13 protein-coding genes are annotated in these 19,771 nt (G+C 31.1%); 5 read left to right on the top strand and 8 right to left on the bottom strand.

Annotated elements, in window-relative coordinates; all coding sequences use genetic code 11:
* Positions 1-64: 64 nt before the first annotated feature.
* Both ACEWL1_RS08605 and ACEWL1_RS08600 read right to left on the bottom strand, forming a co-directional pair.
* Complete coding sequence (locus tag ACEWL1_RS08605; RefSeq protein ID WP_409232890.1) at positions 65-814, bottom strand: LytR/AlgR family response regulator transcription factor; 750 nt, start codon at positions 812-814, stop codon at positions 65-67.
* Between the two features lies 1 nt (position 815).
* The gene (locus tag ACEWL1_RS08600) at positions 816-3,572 is read right to left on the bottom strand and encodes a sensor histidine kinase (RefSeq protein WP_409232889.1); all 2,757 of its coding nucleotides are present in this window, start codon (positions 3,570-3,572) and stop codon (positions 816-818) included.
* Positions 3,573-3,697: 125 nt separating this feature from the next.
* On the opposite strand from ACEWL1_RS08600, the gene ACEWL1_RS08595 reads away from it, so the two are divergent.
* Positions 3,698-6,832 carry a S41 family peptidase gene (locus ACEWL1_RS08595; RefSeq protein WP_409232888.1) on the top strand — a complete coding sequence of 1,045 codons (3,135 nt, stop codon included), beginning with the start codon at positions 3,698-3,700 and terminating at the stop codon, positions 6,830-6,832.
* A 53-nt stretch (positions 6,833-6,885) separates the two neighbouring features.
* On the opposite strand, the gene ACEWL1_RS08590 is transcribed toward ACEWL1_RS08595, so the two are convergent.
* The 3 genes from ACEWL1_RS08590 to uvrA form a co-directional block, all read right to left on the bottom strand.
* Positions 6,886-7,959, bottom strand: a complete 1,074-nt coding sequence (locus ACEWL1_RS08590) for a hypothetical protein (protein ID WP_409232887.1) — start codon at positions 7,957-7,959, stop codon at positions 6,886-6,888.
* A 119-nt stretch (positions 7,960-8,078) separates the two neighbouring features.
* Positions 8,079-9,176, bottom strand: a complete 1,098-nt coding sequence (locus ACEWL1_RS08585; protein ID WP_409232886.1) for a MauE/DoxX family redox-associated membrane protein — start codon at positions 9,174-9,176, stop codon at positions 8,079-8,081.
* Positions 9,177-9,267: 91 nt separating this feature from the next.
* Entirely contained in the window at positions 9,268-12,060 is a 2,793-nt protein-coding gene (gene uvrA / locus ACEWL1_RS08580; RefSeq protein ID WP_409232885.1) for an excinuclease ABC subunit UvrA, read from the bottom strand.
* A 217-nt stretch (positions 12,061-12,277) separates the two neighbouring features.
* Between uvrA and ACEWL1_RS08575 the strand changes: the two genes are divergently transcribed.
* Entirely contained in the window at positions 12,278-12,862 is a 585-nt protein-coding gene (locus ACEWL1_RS08575; protein ID WP_409233045.1) for an RNA polymerase sigma factor, read from the top strand.
* Between the two features lie 470 nt (positions 12,863-13,332).
* Here ACEWL1_RS08575 and ACEWL1_RS08570 read toward each other — a convergent pair whose 3' ends face one another.
* Complete coding sequence (locus tag ACEWL1_RS08570; protein ID WP_409232884.1) at positions 13,333-13,995, bottom strand: endonuclease III domain-containing protein; 663 nt, start codon at positions 13,993-13,995, stop codon at positions 13,333-13,335.
* A 121-nt stretch (positions 13,996-14,116) separates the two neighbouring features.
* On the opposite strand from ACEWL1_RS08570, the gene bcp reads away from it, so the two are divergent.
* Positions 14,117-14,566: a thioredoxin-dependent thiol peroxidase gene (gene bcp / locus ACEWL1_RS08565; protein ID WP_409232883.1), complete on the top strand. Its 450-nt coding sequence runs from the start codon at positions 14,117-14,119 to the stop codon at positions 14,564-14,566.
* A 108-nt stretch (positions 14,567-14,674) separates the two neighbouring features.
* Here the strand turns inward: bcp and ACEWL1_RS08560 are convergent, their stop codons facing one another.
* Together ACEWL1_RS08560 and ACEWL1_RS08555 are read right to left on the bottom strand one after the other, a co-directional pair.
* Positions 14,675-17,122, bottom strand: coding sequence for a TonB-dependent receptor (locus tag ACEWL1_RS08560; RefSeq protein WP_409232882.1), 2,448 nt, complete (start codon positions 17,120-17,122; stop codon positions 14,675-14,677).
* 26 nt (positions 17,123-17,148) lie between these two features.
* Positions 17,149-18,846, bottom strand: coding sequence for a M23 family metallopeptidase (locus ACEWL1_RS08555; RefSeq protein ID WP_409232881.1), 1,698 nt, complete (start codon positions 18,844-18,846; stop codon positions 17,149-17,151).
* A gap of 168 nt (positions 18,847-19,014) precedes the next feature.
* Between ACEWL1_RS08555 and ACEWL1_RS08550 the strand changes: the two genes are divergently transcribed.
* Positions 19,015-19,305 (top strand): hypothetical protein, encoded by a 291-nt coding sequence (locus ACEWL1_RS08550; protein WP_409233044.1) that lies wholly within the window; start codon positions 19,015-19,017, stop codon positions 19,303-19,305.
* Between the two features lie 16 nt (positions 19,306-19,321).
* Positions 19,322-19,615, top strand: a complete 294-nt coding sequence (locus ACEWL1_RS08545; RefSeq protein ID WP_409232880.1) for a cell division protein ZapA — start codon at positions 19,322-19,324, stop codon at positions 19,613-19,615.
* The last annotated feature ends 156 nt before the right edge of the window (positions 19,616-19,771 follow it).

Raw genomic sequence — 19,771 nt, 5'->3', positions numbered from 1 at the left:
GAAAAAGAGAATCCATAAACTTAGATTTTGAAAGATTCCTGCCTTCGCAGGAATGACACTAAAATTAAAGATTAGCAAGCGCTTCAATAACTTCAGCACGTTTTCTTACAGAAACCGAAACGGTGCTTTTATCTTTTAATACCAAATAACCGCCATCAGATTTTATAAACTCTTTGATGTATTTTGTATTTACTAAATGACTTTGATGTACGCGTAAAAAGGAGTTGTCTTTTAATAAATCGGCATAAAATTTTAAGGTTTTTGTGACCATAATTTTAGTGCCATTTTCAAAATAAAAAGTGGTGTAATTATTGTCGGATTTACAACGAATAATTTCATCTAAAGAAACCACCACAATTTTATCTAAGGTATGTAATGATATTTTTTTAGGCAATTGATTTGGTGTAGCAATAGATTCTTGTAAGACTGATAATTGCTCGTTTTTTGGCTGAACTTGAAGCATTGCTTTGTCAATTGCATTTTTCAGTTCTTCATCAGAGTAAGGTTTTAAAATATAATCGATTGCCGCAAATTTAAATGCTCTGATAGCAAACTCATCACTAGCAGTTACAAAGATGATTTTAGAAGTTAAATTCGGAACGATTTCTAACAAATCAAATCCTGTTCCGTCTCCCAACATAATATCTAAAAACAAAATATCAGGTTGTTTTTTTTGTAAAATTTTTGCAGCAGAAACTACACTATTTGCGGTGCCAATAATTTTTATGTTTGGATGATTGTTAGCAATATCTTGTGTTAGCATTTCTAATGCTTGCGGCATATCATCGACTAAAATAGCTGTTTGTTGTTGCATATTAATAATCTGTTTTTAACGGAATTTTAAATTCAACTTTTGTTCCAATTACATAACTGTTTTCAGCGAGTTCTTTGATTTTTAATGTACTCGTTTTTGATAAATTTTCTATTCGTTCTTTGGTTACTTTTAAAGCAATTGAAGTATGCGTTGAAGCTGTTTTTCCTTTTTTTGATTGCTCAATTCCGATTCCGTTATCAATAATTGTACATACTAAATGATTGTTTTTTGTTTTAAAATGAATCGATACCTTTCCGTTTACATTTTTAAAACCATGTTTGATGCTGTTTTCTACAAAAGGTTGCACCAACATTGGCGGAATTAAAATTTCTTCTGTTGCAATATTTCCGACTTCTGTTGTAATTGTGTATTCAAAATTAGCATTCATTTTCTGTTCTAAATTCAAGTAATTTTTTAGCGTATCAATTTCTTCTGAAAGACTAATTTCTTCTTTTCTAGAATTCTGTAAAAGCGAGCGTAACAAGGTTGCAAACTGACTAATTGTAGTGTTTAATTCTTTTGTATTTCCGTTGTTTCCAAATGCTTTAATTCCGTTTAACACATTAAAAATAAAATGCGGATTCATTTGTAGTTGTAAGGCTTTTTGCTCTAAAGTAATTAAATGATTTTCTAAGGTTAGTTTTTCAATTTTTTGTTGATTTTTTAATTGTTTTCTTCTAAAGTAAGAGAATATAATCAACAAGAAAATTAGTATTACTAAAGTAGTAGCACTAACTATAAACCACGTTTTTTGATACAATGGTTTATCAATATAAAAAGAAAAAATTGTAGGTTGACTTTCAGTTTTTGATGCATTTCTAGATCTTACAGAAAAGGTGTAATTCCCTGAAGTTAAATTTGCAAAATTGATTGAATTATTCGATGTCCAAGCGCTTTTAGTTTCATTTAAAGTATACTTATATTCAACTCTTTTCGGTTGATTGATATCTACCGTTTTAAAGTTAAAAGAAATATTATTTTGCGCTGGAGAAAGTTGCAAAACAGCATTTTTAAACTGCTGTTGAATAGGATCAATAGATTGATTTGAAACTTCAATAGTTATAAAATGAATCGTTGGTTTTATCAGCGTTTTTTTATTTTCGTTTGGTGTATATCTAGTAATTCCGTTTTTTGTTCCAAACCAAAGATTGCCAAAGTTGTCTTGGATACTTGTGTTCTTTGTGGTTTCAATTCCGATAAAACCATCATTTGCATTGTAATGTGTAGATTTTGAAATTTCATGGTTTTGAAATTCAATTTTATCAACACCTTTTTCTGAACCCATCCATAATTGATTTTTTGCATCAACCATTAATTGATAACTATTTTTTGAACTTAAAAATTCGCTTTTTATCGGTTTTGGAGAATTCAATTTCGGAATTGTGGTTTTCCAAATTCCGTTTCCTAAAGTTCCGATATACAAATCATCAGCAGAAAAAGCCAAACTACTAATTGTGGCATTTATATTTAGAAGTCTTGAATAATGAGTTACTGTATTGTTGGCAATAAAACCGATATCACCATTTAATGTTCCGTACCAAATTTTATTATTATGTAGCAGAGAAGTAGTTGTCAAATGATTTTTTAATCCGTTATTTTGATTGAAAACAGAAATACTTTCTACAAAATTTTGCTGAAAATTATAGGCTAATTTTAGGATTCCAATTTTTTCTGAAACTAGCCAAACTGTATTATTTTGAATGATAATATTCTGAATATTATTGGTTGGTAAACCATTTTCTGAATGTAATCTTTCGATGTCAAAGCCTGAAACATTTAAAGAATCATTGGATTTTCTAAAAATAGAAACACCTTTGTTTTGTGAGCCAAACCAAAGGTTATCATTGCTATCTGATGTAATTGCTGTTGTTTTAAAGCTATTTTTTCTAACAAACCGAATTCCTAAACTATCAATGGTAAATAAGTTTCTATTTGTATCAGTAAACCAAATGCTATTGTTCTTTTGATGAATGGCAGTAATTTCTTTAATAGTTTGATTTTTAATAATATTAAAATGCTTAAAATTATTAGAAATCGATTTGTAAACGCCATTTCCGTAGGTTAATAACCAGGTATTTTGTTGTCTATCAGTAAAAATTTTATGTGTGATAGATTTTATTGAGTTGTCAATTTCTAAACGTTGAATGATTGATTTTTCTTGATTAAAAAGCGCATCAAATTCTTTTAAAGTACTGCTCTTAATTTTTGATGTTGAGTTTAATGAAGTTGATTTCCAGATTTTATTTGATGTTTTTATCCAGTAAGAAGAATTTTTATATTGGATGTCTAGCACATCAGATAAATCAATTTTTAAATTGATTTTTATAGGAGTTGTATAGTTCTTTTTAAATTGATAAACGCCTTGATTTGTTGCCAAATAGATTTTTTTATCTAGCCAAATTAGCTTGTTAATTTTTGGTGTTTTATAAGTTGCAAACTTGTTTTTAATTTTAATAGATAAACCATTATTAGTACCAATAAACAAACTGTCTTTTTGTATATAAAATGAATTTGCAAAATTAGAAGACAATCCATTTTCTTGACTAAAAACATCGAAACTATTTCCATCAAAACGAGCGATTCCGCCACCTTGAGTTGCAAACCAAATATATCCAACAGCATCTTGAACCGCATCAACTACATCCGATTGTGGCAACCCGTTTGCAATTGAGTAGTTTTTAAAATTTACTTTTTGAGCATTAATCGTTATTGCAAAAAGGAAACAAAATAAGAAAAGTGTGAATCTAAAAAAAGTCATTATTACAGTACTTGAACACACTAAAATAAACATTTATTGTGCCATAAAATTATTTTAACATTTTAAGAAGAAAGATAGTATTTATTATTTAGTAAATTCACATTTTAAAACTAAACTTTAGAATTATGAAATCTTTTATGAGTGCATTTTTATTGCTTTTTTCTGTAGCAATTTGTTCGCAAAACGGAACCGTACATTTTACTTTAAAACCAACATTAACTCCAGACGCTACCAATGTAATTTTTAGTTACGAAGGCGATTTATGGAAAGTTTCTTCAAACGGAGGTGAAGCATTTCGTTTAACAGCTATGGATGGAGTAGAAACAGATCCAAGTGTTTCTCCAGACGGAAAATGGTTGGCTTTTACGAGCAATCAATACGGAAATAATGATGTTTATATTATGCCGTTAAATGGAGGAAAAATTAAGCAATTAACTTTTCATCAAAGTAACGATGCAGTTTCTTCTTGGAGTTGGGATAGTAAGTCTATTAACTTTACATCAAACAGGTATAATTCGATGACAAATTATGCTGTTCATATTGATGGTGGAACACCAAAAAGAACTTTTGAACATTATTTTAATACGGTACATAATGTTGTTGAGCATCCAAAAACGGGAGATATTTATTTTAATGAATCTTGGGAAAGTTCAAGGTTTACACATAGAAAAAGATATAAAGGAGATTACAATCCAGATATAAAATCGTACAATAAGAAAACAAAAAAATACACACAACACACCACATATAGAGGAAAAGATTTTGCCGCTACAATTGATGAAAACGGAACCGTTTATTTTCAATCTGATGCATATAAAGGAGAATACAATTTATATACGTTCGAAAACGGAACTAAAAAAAGATTGACGAATTTTTCTACATCAATCATGTGGCCAAAAGTAAGTGCGAACGGTAAAAAAGTAGTTTTTAGAAAAGATTATCAATTGTATGTGTATGATGTTGATAGAAAATCTTCGAAAAAACTAAAAATCGATATCAATAATAATTCTACAACACAACAAGAGCAATCTTTTGATGTTAAAGGAAATATCACCTTTTTTGATGTTTCTGAAGACGGAAAAAAAATGGCATTTGTTTCTAGAGGAAAATTATTTGTTTCTGATGTTGAAGGAAAGTTTGTGAAAGAAATTGAAACAAATCCTAAAGAAGCTGTTAAAGAAGTAAAATGGTTAAAAGATAATAGCTCTTTAATATTTTCTAGATCTGTAAATGGTTATTATAATTGGTTTGTAACAAGTGCAAATGGCGCATTTAAAACCAAACAAGTAACAAAATCAAAAGAAAATAACAGACAACTTAGCTTAAATAATGACAGAACTAAAGGTGTGTATTTAAGCGGAAGAAATGGTTTGCACATTATTGATTTAAACAATTACAAATCAGAAGTAGTTGTAAAAGATGAATTTTGGGCTTTTTATAGTTCTAATCCTTATTTTTCTCCAGACGGAAAACACATTTTATACAGTGCAAGAAGAGATTTTGAAGAAGATGTTTTTGTATATACAATTGCTACAAAAAAATCGGTAAACTTAACAAAAACAAAGGTTTCTGAATCTGATCCACATTGGTCTCCAGACGGAAGATATGTTTATTTTTCGTCAGAAAGAACGGCACCAAGTTTTCCAAGCGGAGGAAATGGTGTTTCTAAAGTGTATCAAATGGCTTTAGACAAATACGAAAAACCATTTAAGATTGATAAAGTAAATGAGTTGTTTGTAGAAAAAAGCAAAGACAAAAAAGAAGCTAAAGATAAAAAGGAAGAAATTGAACCAATTGTAATAAACGAAAAAGGTTTAATGGACAGATTAACAGCAATTAGTCCAAGATTTGGTGGTCAAAGAAATATTTCGATTATAAAAGACGGCGCAAAAACACATGTAATTTATATCTCTAATCATGATCAAGGAAGAAATAAATTATGGAAAACAACAATTGAGCCTTTTGAAAATAATAAAACAGTGAAATTAAGTGATACTCCAACTTTTGGATATCAACTAGTAAGTGCTGGAAAAAAACATTATCTATTATCAAGAGGAACCATTAGTGCTATCAATTTAGGAGCAAATAAATTAAAAGCAATTGCAATCATTCATAGCTTCAATAAATCATTGTCGGATGAGTTTGAGCAAATGTATTACGAAGCTTGGGCAGGAATGGAAGAAAGTTTTTATGATGAAAATTTCCATGGAGAAAATTGGCAAAAATTAAGAGATTCTTATGCAGAATTTTTACCAAAGGTTTCTAGTAGAGCGAATTTGCGTTTGATTTTTAACGACATGTTAGGAGAATTAAATACTTCTCACTTTGGATTTAATTCTTTCGGAAAAGAAGAGCAAGTTTTTTACGGATCACAAACATTAGCAACAGGAATTTTGTTTGATAATGAAAATCCATACACAATTGAAAGAATAGTTTCTGAAAGTCCAACTGATGTTAGAGGTAAAAACCTAAGAAAAGGTGACAAGTTAATTGCCGTTAATGGTAAAAAAGTAAACACTAAAAACAATAGAGAATCGTATTTTACAAATCCGAAATTTGCATCAGAAATTAGCTTGACTTTTTCTAGAAACGGTTCAGAGTTCGATGTAAATATTCATCCAACGAGTTACAGAGCAATTAGCACTTTATTGTATGATGAATGGCAAGATGAAAATCAATCTTATGTAGATAAAAAATCAAACAACAAGATTGCTTATGTGCACATGAAAAATATGTCTGGTGGCGAATTGACAAAGTTTTATCACGATTTAGTTAGTGATGAAGCTTATAAAGAAGGTTTAATTTTAGATTTACGTTTTAATACTGGAGGAAATGTGCACGATGCCGTTTTAAACTTCTTAAGACAAAAACAATATTTAAACTGGAAGTATAGAGAAGGGAAATTAACAAGTCAGTCGAATTTTAGTTATGGTGATAAACCAATTGTATTGTTAATCAACGAGCAATCATTATCTGATGCAGAAATGACAGCAGCCGGATTTAAAGAACTTGGAATGGGAACAATTGTTGGAACAGAAACCTACAGATGGATTATTTTTACAACAAGTGGTTCTTTAGTAGACGGTTCTAGTTATCGTTTGCCAGTTTGGGGATGTTATACTTTAGGCGGAAAAGATTTAGAATTAACAGGAGTTTCGCCAGATGTGTATGTTGGTAAAAACTTTAAAGACAGATTAGAGAATAAAACTCCGCAATTAGACAAAGCGATTGATATTATTTTGAAGAAATTAAAGAAGTAATATTTAGATGAAAAACGATAAAGGCTGTTCAATTTGAACAGCCTTTTCTTTGTTTAGTTTACGTTGTACAAACGCAAGTTATCAATTTCTGGCTCTACGTGTTGTAAATCTCCGTAAGGTTTTATAATTGGTTTTAAAACACATAATACAGTGGTAATTCCTTTAATAATTAACTTGTCGTCTTTTTCAACTGTTTTCCATCTAAATTTTTCAATCGGAATGTTGTAGCTTTTAAATTCGATTAACAGGTTTTCGTCAGCTTCAATAAAATCCATTATTGCATCTTGAGAAGTTAAAGTAGGAACTCCGTTATCAGAATCTGTAAAATCTACTTCCATTTTTATTGGTAGATTAAATTGTGTTGTAAACGGATCTCCAACATAACGCTCACTTTCATTATACAAAGTTTCTAACCAATCAATATCTTCTTGCGGATATTTTTTAGCAAATGCTTTTGATACATCTACTTTTCCTGGAGAATGGGCCGTTGGATAAAATTCATAAAACGGTTTAGCTAAATGATATTTAGAAAACTCACCACCAAAAATGGTGTAAAACGGAGTCGCAACAATATTTGGTTGTTTGTTGCTACTAAAAACAGTTTTCATACCTTCAATTAAATTGGTATTGCTACCCAAAGCTGGAACATGGAAAACAATATTTGTGTCATCTGCAATTCCTTTATCTACTTTTGGAAGTTCATTATTTAGCAAAGCGTTTCTTAGTGTGTTTTCATTAACAATTTTCCCGTTTATCGCTGTTTCTAAATGCATTCCTTTCCAAGGATTATTTTCGCTTACAATATGAATGTCAGAATACAATCTGTCATCATAATTGTTGTTTAACCAAGAAATGATTTCTTGTAGCGAAAAAGCTTCTGTGATGACTTCAAATTGTTTTTCTTCAAAATACATTTTTGCACTTGTGTAATAATTTGAATGTTCAGAATCTACTCCGGTGATAAAAACGATAGCTTCTCGGTAAATGGGAGCTTCACTAATTTCTTCAGCAAGTACTGTTGGAGCGATGGTTGCTGTTGTTTTCTTTTTTCTGTTACAACTAGTAAAAGAAATACTGAAAGCTAGCAAAACGATTGCGATAACTTTTGTGTTTAGGATTTTTTTCATGATACTTAGGTTTTAGATTAATAATTATGGTTTATCAAATCTAGTATCAGAAAGCAGTTAAATTTGGTTGGTTTTAGAATTCGTAAGGAAGTATTTAGAATTCGTAAGTAAACAAGTTTTTATTTATTATAAACCACCAATTTTGTGGGGTTTTTAATTGTGGTTTCATCCGCAAAAGACAAAATATATTGTTCCACTTTTTTTGCAACTCTTGGTTGTGGATAGAGTAGTACTTTATTAATATCTCCAGCCCATTCGTTTAAATACAAAACGGTCATGTGTTCGTTTATCCTGTAGTATTTCTGTACATTTTCCGGGAGTTTGTCTTTTAAAGAAGCATCAATCTGAACGTAGTAATAATCTAATTTAGAAGTAAAAAAACTAAAGGATAACAAATGATCCCAACCACCAAATAAATTGCTAAAAGGCAAGATGAAGGTGAAGATGAAAATCAATCCTTTTTGATATGAAATAGCATCTGTAAAAACTTCAGTAAATGAAGTTGTTTTAAGCGTCCAAAAGATAATAAGCACACTTAAAATGTTTTGTAGATTCCATGGAATTACGTTAAAGCCGTATCCTAAATACAACAACATTACAATAATAATAGCATGCATCAATACAATTCCGTAAATGCCTAATTTTCTTGTTTTGTTTGATACAATAAAAACTCCTAAAAGAGCTTCTAACCACGGAACAGCATAGGTAAATGCTAACAATAATTTTTCAGGAATAAAACTAAAATGCTTTGTCAAAGCGTGCATCCATTGTTCGTAGAAAATTCCGTTTAATTTATGAAGTCCGCTCCAAAAATAGGTCGCAATAAAAATGAGTATAATTGTAAATAATACTTTTTTAGCTTCTGTAGTTTTAGGATATATTACAATTGCAAAAATGGTCAAAAAACTTTGATAAAAATACGGTTGTAGTCTGTTTTGATCTACAAAAGTTAAGTAGATGTATAGTAACAATACAAACCAACCTAACAAGCGTTTGGGTTTGAAAATATAGACAACTTGACTCACGAAAAAGATGCCTGCAAAAACAGTATCAAACGGAGAAGTCGGAATCGGAATCCAGTCAAATAGCGGAATTACAGGAAAGTTTTTGTCTGTAATCCAAAGTTCTGGCGCGTACAACATCATTGCTAATGTTGATAGAATTGCAAGAATTCTTACCGCGTTTACTTTTTGTTTGTCTGTTAAGTTTGTTATCACTTTTTAAAAACTTTATTAACCTCTCGCTAAACTGTGTTTACTACTTTCAATGAAAATGTATTTTCATTGAAAGTAATGCTCGAGGAGACATCTAAAATACTAATTTCCCTTTTAAGTATTTAGAGGTGTAGGATTTTTTATCTAGAATTAATTCTTCTGGCGTTCCTTGAAAGATTAGATTTCCACCATTTTTTCCGCCCTCTAAACCTAAATCAATAATATAATCGGCACATTTTATCAACTCAATATTATGTTCAATTACAATGATTGAATGTCCTTTTTCAATCAACGCATTAAACGAAGCCAATAATTTTTTAATATCATGAAAATGCAAACCTGTTGTTGGTTCATCAAAAATAAATAAGGCTTTGTCTTTGGTGTTTCCTTTTACTAAAAACGACGCCAATTTAATTCGTTGCGCTTCTCCGCCAGAAAGCGTAGAAGAAGATTGTCCTAATTGTACATACCCCAAACCAACATCTTGCAATGGTTTTAATTTCTGAACGATTTTTGTTTGCTCGTTTTCTATAAAAAAGGCAACAGCATCATCAATTGTTGACGTTAAAATATCATCAATTGATTTTCCGTCAAAAGTAATTTCTAAGACTTCTTTTTTGAAGCGTTTCCCGTTACACGCATCGCATTCTAAATGCACATCTGCCATAAATTGCATTTCAATAGTAACTTCTCCATCTCCTTTACATACTTCGCATCGTCCACCTTCAACATTAAAAGAAAAATGTTTGGGTTTGTAATTTCTAATTTTCGCTAATTTCTGATTCGAAAATAAATTTCTGATATCATCATAAGCTTTAATATAGGTTACAGGATTTGAACGAGACGAACGCCCAATAGGATTTTGATCGATAAACTCGATGTGTTTTAAATTGCTAAACGAACCTTTGATTTCTGTAAACTGTCCTAGTTTATCTCCGTAGCCAAACAGTTTTTTTTGCATTGCTGGATATAAAATCTTTTTAACTAAGGTGCTTTTCCCGCTTCCTGAAACTCCCGTAATTACGGTTAAATTATTCAACGGAAAAGTAACATCAATATTCTTTAAATTGTGTTCTCTTGCGCCGACAATTTCAATAAAATTGGTTGATTTCCTGCGAGTTTTAGGAACTTCAATTTTTAATTTTTCATTCAAATATTGCGCAGTTAAAGAATCCGATTTTAAAATGTCTTTAAAGTTTCCTTCGGCAACAACATGTCCACCAAACGTTCCTGCTTCTGGGCCAATATCAATAATATAATCTGCAATTTTCATGATGTCTTCATCATGCTCAACCACAATTACAGTATTCCCTAAATCGCGTAAATCTTGCAAAACGCCAATCAAACGTTCGGTATCTTTTGGATGCAATCCAATACTTGGTTCATCTAAAATATACATTGAGCCGACTAAAGAACTTCCTAAAGAAGTTGCTAAATTGATACGCTGACTTTCTCCGCCAGAAAGTGAGTTCGAAGTCCTATTTAAAGTTAAATAACTCAAACCAACATTTAATAAAAACTGCAATCTGTTATTGATTTCTGTCAACAAACGCTTTCCAATTTTTAATTCTTGTTCATTTAGGTTGATGCTCTTAAAAAAATCTGCTAATTCATCGATTGGTAACGTGACTAAATCAGAAATTGTTTTGTGATCAATTTTTACATAATTGGTTTCTTTTCGCAAACGTTTTCCGTGACAATCTGTACATGTTGTTTTTCCTCGATACCGAGAAAGCATGACTCTATTCTGAATTTTATAACTTTTTTCTTCTAATTTTTTAAAGAAATGATTGATTCCGTCAAACTTTTTATTTCCAGTCCAAACCAATTCTTTCTGTTTTTCGGTCAACTCAAACCAAGGTTTGTGAATCGGAATGTCAAAATCGACAGCGTTATGCACTAAATCGTCTTTGTATTTTCTAAAGGATTCAGATTTAAAAGGAACAATAGCATCTTCATAAATAGACAGTCCTGTATTTTGAATCACCAAATCTTCGTCAATTCCGATGACATTTCCATAACCTTCGCAAGTCGGACAAGCGCCGTACGGGTTGTTAAAACTGAACAAATGTGTGTTTGGCTCTAAAAATGTAATTCCGTCTAACTCAAACTTATTGCTAAACTCAACTATTTTGTTGGTGTTTAAATTTTCTAAAAAACAGGTTCCTTTTCCTTCAAAAAAAGCAGTCTGAATAGCATCTGCCAATCGGTTGTAAAAGTCTTCATCATCCTTTAAAATAATTCGATCTACCACCAATTGCAGGGTTTCTTCTTTATAAGCATCAAAAGGAAAATCTTCAATCCTTAAAATTGAATTGCCCATTTTAATTCTTGCATAACCTTGTTGAGAAAAAATGTTTAAGAGTGTTTTTAAATCTCTTGTTTTGTCTAAAAAAACGGGCGCTAACAATAATAATTTTGAACCTGTTTTATAGGTTTTTACATGTTTGATAACGTCAGCAACCGTATCTTTTTTTACTTGGTTGTTAGAAATAGGCGAGTAGGTGTTACCAATTCTGGCAAACAACAACTTCATATAATCGTAAATCTCTGTTGATGTGCCAACTGTAGATCTCGGATTTGTAGAATTTACTTTTTGTTCAATGGCAATTGCAGGCGCAATTCCTTTGATATAATCTACTTTTGGTTTGTGCAATTTTCCTAAAAACTGACGCGCATAAGAAGATAAACTTTCTACATAACGTCGTTGCCCTTCGGCATACAACGTGTCAAAAGCTAAAGATGATTTTCCTGAGCCAGATAAGCCAGTAATTACAACTAATTTATTACGCGGAATAACAACATCTATATTTTTTAAATTGTGCAAACTTGCACCTTTTATAATGATATTTTCTTTCGGATTTACGCTGTTTAAATCTAACTTCATTTGTGAAAAAAGTAAGCGTTAAAAATACCATTTTTTAAGAGAAGAAAAAGATAAATTTCATTTAATAAATAACAACTTATTTGTTTTTATCAATTATTATCATCATATTTGAATCATTAATTCACTTAAAATCACGTGCGTATAGTTTAAAATTACTTTAACTGTTTATAAACAATAGAAACCAGAAGGCAAACTTGCTTTCTAAAAGTAATTTATGATGCGTGAAAATTTAACCCCAGACGGCAAATTAGTTAGCGATTACATTCATGGTAATGAGTATGCTCTTGAAATTTTAATTAAGAGACATCAGCAGCGTTTGTTTAGCTTTATTTATAGTAAAGTTAAAGATAGAGATATTACAGAAGATATTTTTCAAGACACATTTATTAAAGTTATTAGAACTTTAAAGAAAGGAAACTACAACGAAGAAGGTAAGTTTTTACCTTGGGTAGTTCGTATTTCTCATAATTTAGTAATCGATCATTTTAGAAAATCGAATCGAATGCCAAAATTCAGAAATACAGACGAGTTTGATATTTTTTCTGTTCTAGGCGATGATGTACTAAATGCTGAGAAAAAAATCATCAAAGAGCAAATTCATGCAGATGTGAGAGAGCTGATAAATGAATTGCCAGAAGAACAAAAACAAGTGTTGGTAATGCGCATGTACAATGATATGAGTTTTAATGAAATATCAGAAAATACAGGTGTTAGTATTAATACTGCGTTAGGTAGAATGCGGTATGCATTAATTAATTTAAGAAAACTCATAGAAAAAAATAAAATAATTTTGGTAAACTAAATACTAAAAGTAAAAAAGCATCGTTATGTGATTAACAATCAAGTACTAAAAGACACTATATGATGCAACTTTACTCTAAAAAGTCTCCCGAATTTAGGGAGCAACCAAAACAAGAAACAATTCAATTTTTAATTAATTTTTCTAAATCATTAAAAGTAATTAAAACGGGACCAGACCAAGTTATTGAGTTGAATTTGAATTAAGAGGGAAAAGCCTTAACTAACGGAGTTGAGGCTTTTTTGATGCTTTTTAATGTCATTTTGAGCCTGCTTGTTCGGCAGACAGGAAAAATGAAATGAAGGCGAAAAAACTATGTGTGAGATTCCTCCATTTCAGTCGGAATGACATGGGTATTTTTAGTCTGAATGAAATCATATATTTGAGCGTTACTTCAACTATATTTTTACTTTTTACAATTGAAGAGTGATTGTCATCTCGACCAAAGTGGAGAGATCTTCTTTCTATTTATCTTATTTCTTGTGTCTGTTTTTGTAATATTCATCTAAAACAGCTTGTCGTCCAATAGTTTTTGTGATGATGTCTTTTTCTAAATCCCAACCACGAGCTGGAGAATATTCGCGTCCATACCAAATAATTTGTAAATGCAAGTCGTTCCACAATTCTTTTGGAAACAATCGTTTTGCATCTTTTTCTGTTTGAACTACATTTTTTCCGTTGGTTAAATTCCAACGATACATCAAACGATGAATATGTGTATCCACAGGAAAAGCAGGAACTCCAAAAGCTTGACTCATTACAACACTTGCTGTTTTGTGACCAACTGCTGGCAATTCTTCCAATCCTTCAAAACTTTGCGGAACTTCTCCGTTGTATTTTTCAATCAATATTTTTGACAAGCCGTAAATTCCTTTGCTTTTCATTGGTGATAAACCACACGGACGAATAATATCTTTAATTTCTTCTACAGACATTTTAATCATATCAAACGGATTATCCGCTTTGGCAAACAAAATTGGTGTGATTTTATTAACGCGAACATCTGTACATTGTGCAGACAATAACACAGCAATTAACAATGTATACGGATCTTTATGATCTAACGGAATCGGAATTTCTGGGTAGGTTTCTTGAAGTGTGTCAATTACAAATTGCACTTTTTCTTGTTTGGTCATTTCTCGCTTTTGAAAGTAACAAAGGTACAAAGTTGCAAAGTATTTTGTTCGTTAAGTTTTAGGCTTTTATTTTAAGACTTTGTAACTTGCCTACTTTGTAACTTTGAAACTCAATAAAATAATGACCACACTAAAAATAGGAGATAAGGCTCCAAACTTTACAGCAAAAGACCATAAAGGAAATACGATTCAGCTTACTGATTATAAAGGAAAAAAATTAGTTTTGTTCTTTTATCCAAAAGCAAGTACACCAGGTTGTACAGCCGAAGCGTGCGATTTAAGAGACAATTACCAAACGTTTTTAGCGAAAGGATATGATGTGTTAGGAGCAAGTGCAGACTCTGCTAAAAGACAGCAAAATTGGATTGACAAACACGAATTGCCTTTTCCGTTATTGGCTGATGAAGACAAAACGGTTATCAATGCATTTGGCGTTTGGGGACCAAAGAAATTTATGGGACGTGAATATGATGGAATTCACAGAACTACTTTTGTCATTGACGAAAATGGAATTATTGAAGATGTGATTACCAAAGTAAAAACGAAAGCGCATGCTGCGCAGATTTTCTAAGATTTTTAAAGTTTCGCTAATGCATTTTGATATGAATCTGTTTTAATGATTTATATCAGCAGTTAGCGAAGTTATATTTTTTAAAGTTTAGAAACAAACCAAATTATTTTAGAACTGCATTCCAATTTTAAAATTCAACACTCTACCGGTCATATAATTCGGAATTCCGTACATGGTTTTAGAATACACATCGCGCACCCAAGTATTGGTAATCGAATTGTTAATATCAAACAAGTTAAACAATTCCAATCCGGCAGTTAATTCTTTAAAATTACGCAACCAACTAGAAGTTGCTTTTTTATTTTTATCCACAAAAATGTAAGAAACGCCTAAATCTGCACGTTTGTAAGCGCCTAATCTACTTTGAAATTTGTAGACATCCGCATAACTTGGTGAGCCTCCAGGAACGCCAGAATTGTACACCAAGTTTAAATACGCTTTTAAATCTGGTAAGTTGGGTACATAATCTTGAAACAAAATTCCCAGTTTAAAACGTTGGTCTGTTGGTCTGTCAATAAAACCGTTGCCATCAATATTTTCTTGTGTTTTTAGCAATCCTAAACTAATCCAACTTTCATTACCCGGAACAAATTCTCCGTTTAATCTGATATCGATTCCTGTTGCGTACGCAGTTGCGTTATTTTTTGCTTGATAGCGAATCCGAACATTGTCTACCGTGTACGGATTTACATTGCTTAAATGTTTGTAATAAATTTCTGTGGTCAATTTAAAAGGACGTTCCCAAAGCGTAAAACTATAGTCGTTTCCAACAACAGCATGCATCGATTTTTGCGCTTCTACTTCTGGATGAATTCCGCCTAAATTGTCTTTTAATTCTTTGTAAAATGGCGGCTGGTAATACAATCCGCCAGAAATTCTGAACAACATGTCTTTATCCCAATCTGGTTTGATGGCAAATTGTGCTCTCGGACTAAATATAGCATGGCTTTCTGATGCGATTCCGTTTGCTTTTACAGTCCAATTCTGAAAACGCATTCCGACATTATACCAAATTTGATGCTCGTTCCAGAAATCTTTTCTACTGAATTGAGCAAAACCAGAAACACGATTGATTGTTACATTATTGGTTGCTCTAATACTTTGATACGGTTGTAATGCGCCTTGATATGGATCGTACGGTTGATCGTTTATAGAATGATGTGGCGGACGAATGGCAAATCCTACAGAATCAATCACTTCCCATTCTATAATTCGGTCTTTAATATCTTCTACTTGATATTTAATTCCCACTTCCAATTGATTGTTGTCTTTTTTGTAAATTCCTTTCAATTGCAAATTGGTAATTAAAGCGTCTAAATCGTTTCTTGCGTGATTTAATTGTGAGCCAATTCCGGTAGAAAATGCTACTTCTCCAAAATTCTCTGAACCTAAATTGCCATCAACTTCACCTAAATTATACGAAGCTAAAATATCAAAATATTCTTCTTCTTGCGTATTATACATCGATGTGGTTGCATTTAGCGTAATTTCTTCATTGAGTTTGTAATCCGCTTTAAATGCGCCAAAACTAGTAATGTATTTGTCTTTTTCTTGTCCGCTATAAAAAACAATCAATTCAATTGGATCTAATAACGTTCCGAAACGTGTTCTACGAGAAATAGGCGTATAGTTGTAATTGTTGAGCGAGAAATTTCCTAAAAAATCGACATTTAATTTATCATTTACCTGATAACGAGCAAATGCTTGAATGTCTGTGAAATTTGGTTTGTAATTGGTTTCTATTTGTTTGCTATTTACAAATAAGCTGTTGTTTCTATGACGCCAACCAATAAGTGCGCTTCCTTTTTTATTGTTGGTTTGTCCTTCTATCGTTGCGCTTGCTCCAACCAAACTCACTTCTACTTGCGTTTTAAATTCTGTTGGTTTTCTGTACGTTATATCTAAAACTGATGACAATTTATCGCCATATTTTGCTTGAAATCCACCAGCAGAAAAATGAATATTCTGCACCATATTAGAATTGATAAAGCTCAATCCTTCTTGTTGTCCAGAACGCACTAAAAACGGTCGATACACTTCAATTCCGTTTACATAAACAAGGTTTTCATCGAAGTTTCCACCTCTTACATTGTATTGTGTACTGAGTTCGTTGTTGTTATTTACGCCAGGAAGCGTCATTAATAAATTTTCTACACCAGCATTTACGCCAGGCAATCGTTTTACTTTAGCAACATCAATTGTTTTGATTCCTTTTGCTGAGTTTTTATTGTTTTTTACAATAACTTCGTTCAACTCGTTATTTAAAGAAGTTAGAATAGGTGAGTAGGTAAGGATTCTTTTACTTCGTAAAGTAATTTTTTTGGCATGTTTTAAATACGAAACATGACTAAAAACAACTTCTATGGTTTTTCGAATCGGAATTGTAATTTCGTAATATCCTTTTGCGTCGGTTGTGGTTCCGGAATTTAAATACGAAACTGCAACATCTTTAATTGGCGAATTTTGTTTGTTGGTAACAACACCTTTTAGAGTTGTGGTATTTTGCCCAAGAAGCGAAAATGGTAACATTAAAATAAGAAGGAAAAGTTTTTTCACTAAGATGTTTTGTTTAAAACGCTAATTTATTCTTTTTTATAGAACGTAGTATTAAGTGTATTCGTATTTCCAACATTATCTTCTACAACTATTTCTAATTGATGTTTGGCGCCAACTAATTTTTTATCTTTAAAATGATATACAATTTGCTTCTTTTTTAAATTGTATTCCATCAAAATCCATTCGCCATCTAAAGTAGCAGTATAGGATTTAATTCCAGATATTTTATCTTCAATTTTTACAATGATTTTATTCTGATTGGTGATCCATTGACCACTTCTAAAATTGATTAATTTTATGGTAGGTTTTTGTTTGTCAGCTAGTAACGTGTAATTACCTAAAGTTTTAGTTGTGGTAAAGAATTTGTCACCTTTCTTTCTGGTATTTTGATAAGAAGGATATTTTTTGTTATTGATATTAGCAATATACAGTTGACTTTTTTCATCTTCTGTGTATTTAGAAACATCAAAAGTTAAGGTGTAACTTTTATCTAACGGAATTCTTGGATTGTGAATTTCTGCAATGTTATTTTCAACGTTAAAATCTAAATACACATCAGTATAAAAAGTGTTTTTTGGAAACGCAATGCTAACACCATTTTGTTCAAACTTATGGAATTTGTCAGCTATAATTTTATAAGCAGTTGTGTCTTTTTTTTGTCTAAAAACAGCATTGCTTTCTACACCTTTTACCGGAATTTTAACTGTAGTTTTATTGCCAGCAAAATCTGATGCAATAATTTCTACCTTATAATTAAAGCCTTTTTTTATGTTTACGATACCGTTATTTAGCAACGATTTATAAATTTTTAATTTATTTGATTTCTCTTTAAACGTTTTCTGAAACTTGTTTTTAAAACGAGCGTAATTATCATAATCAATTAGCAAATTAATGTATTTGCTTTCTGCAAATGAAAAAGTTTCTAGAACATGATGATATACTTGATGTCCATTTACCTTCATTTCCAAACTGTAAATTCCGTTTTTATTATAAGCGCCGTTTAATTGATCGTACACTTGAACACCAAATCCGATTGGGCCTTTAGCGTTTATTCTGTTTGTTGTGTATGTATTATTTCCAATGGATTTAAACGACAATAGTGATTTTTTTACCGATTTATTAATTCGAGTAGAATCGGACAACGGATACACGAACAATCCTTTTAGTTTCGGAGCAATAGTGTCTTTAACCTTTACCCCAAACAATAACGGATTGATAATTTTTTCTGTTTTTGTATCTCTAATTTCGTAATGCAAATGCGGAGAGACAAATCCGCCAGTACTTCCAGTATACGCAATTACTTGCCCTTTTTTAATCGGAATTTCACCTTTTTTAGGAAAAATATTACCCGTTTCGTAACTCTTCTTTTTATATTGAATTGACTTTACGTATTCTTCAATTCCGTCACCAAATTTGCTTAAATGCGCATACACAGAAGTGTAACCGTTTGGATGCGTTATATAAATTACTTTACCATAACCCCAAAGTGCCACTTTAATTCTTGAAACATAACCATCAGCAACTGCATACACTTTTAAACCTTCTTTTCGTTGCGTTTTAATATCTAAACCGGCATGAAAGTGGTTGGTTCTAAGTTCACCAAATGTTCCGGCCAAAATAGTTTTGATATCTAAAGGATTTCTAAAATCTTTAGTAGGATACTTTTTTTGCCCAAAAAATAATGAAGTTGCAAAGAGGAATACGAATGCGAATACTAGTCTCAAATCTCTATTTTTAGCTAAAATAGTAAAAATTTAAAGCAGACAAAAGCCAAAATTTTAGAACGCTAATAAACAGTTGTTTAGAAATTAATAGTTAAAAAGAGTCTATTTTTTTGTGTTTTAGGATTCAGAATGTTAACTTTGTTGTAATAGTTTTGATTCAGAAAATTGATGAGTAAAACACTAGAAGCAATTCATTTACTAGAAGATAGGTTAAAAACCCTTTTAGCTAATTATGAATTTTTAAAAGAAGAAAACGAAATTCTTCTTCAAAATGTTGGTAAATTACAAATTCAAATAAATAGGAATCAGCAAACAATAGAAGATCAAAAACAAAAATTTGAACTTTTAAAAATTGCAAAAACTATTGATGGCAGTAACGATAGTACAAGAGAAACAAAACTCAAAATAAATGCTTTAATTCGAGAAATCGATAAATGTATTGTTCAATTAAGCGAATAAAAAAAGTTCATTAACAGTGTCAGGAAAATTAAAAATTAATGTTGTAATTGCAGGTAGAACCTACCCTTTAAGTGTTAAAAATACACAAGAAGAAGAAGGGATGAGAAAAGCTGCAGCCAATATCAATCACTTAATTTCTTTGTACGAACAAAATTATGCTGTGAATGACAAACAAGATGTCTTGGCAATGTGTGCCTTGCGTTTTGCATCACAATTAGAAATTTCGTCTATTGATAAAAATGATAATACAGACAAAGCTTTAGAAAAAATAAATAAACTAAATGAGATGTTGCAATCTCATTTAGATTAAGTTCATTAAAATAGAATTACAATACACTGCCTACGTTAGTATAAGTTTATTAAACTCAACACTATTCAATTATGAAGGATGAGTCTTAATTGTAAAAGCAAGCCATTATTACTGAATTTATTTAGTATTTAGATGGATCCTTGATCAATTAGTTAA

This window comes from Polaribacter gochangensis (assembly GCF_046224025.1).
Lineage (GTDB): Bacteria > Bacteroidota > Bacteroidia > Flavobacteriales > Flavobacteriaceae > Polaribacter > Polaribacter gochangensis.
The sequence above is the reverse complement of the archived record's forward strand: the minus strand, read 5'-3'. Positions and strand labels throughout refer to the sequence as shown.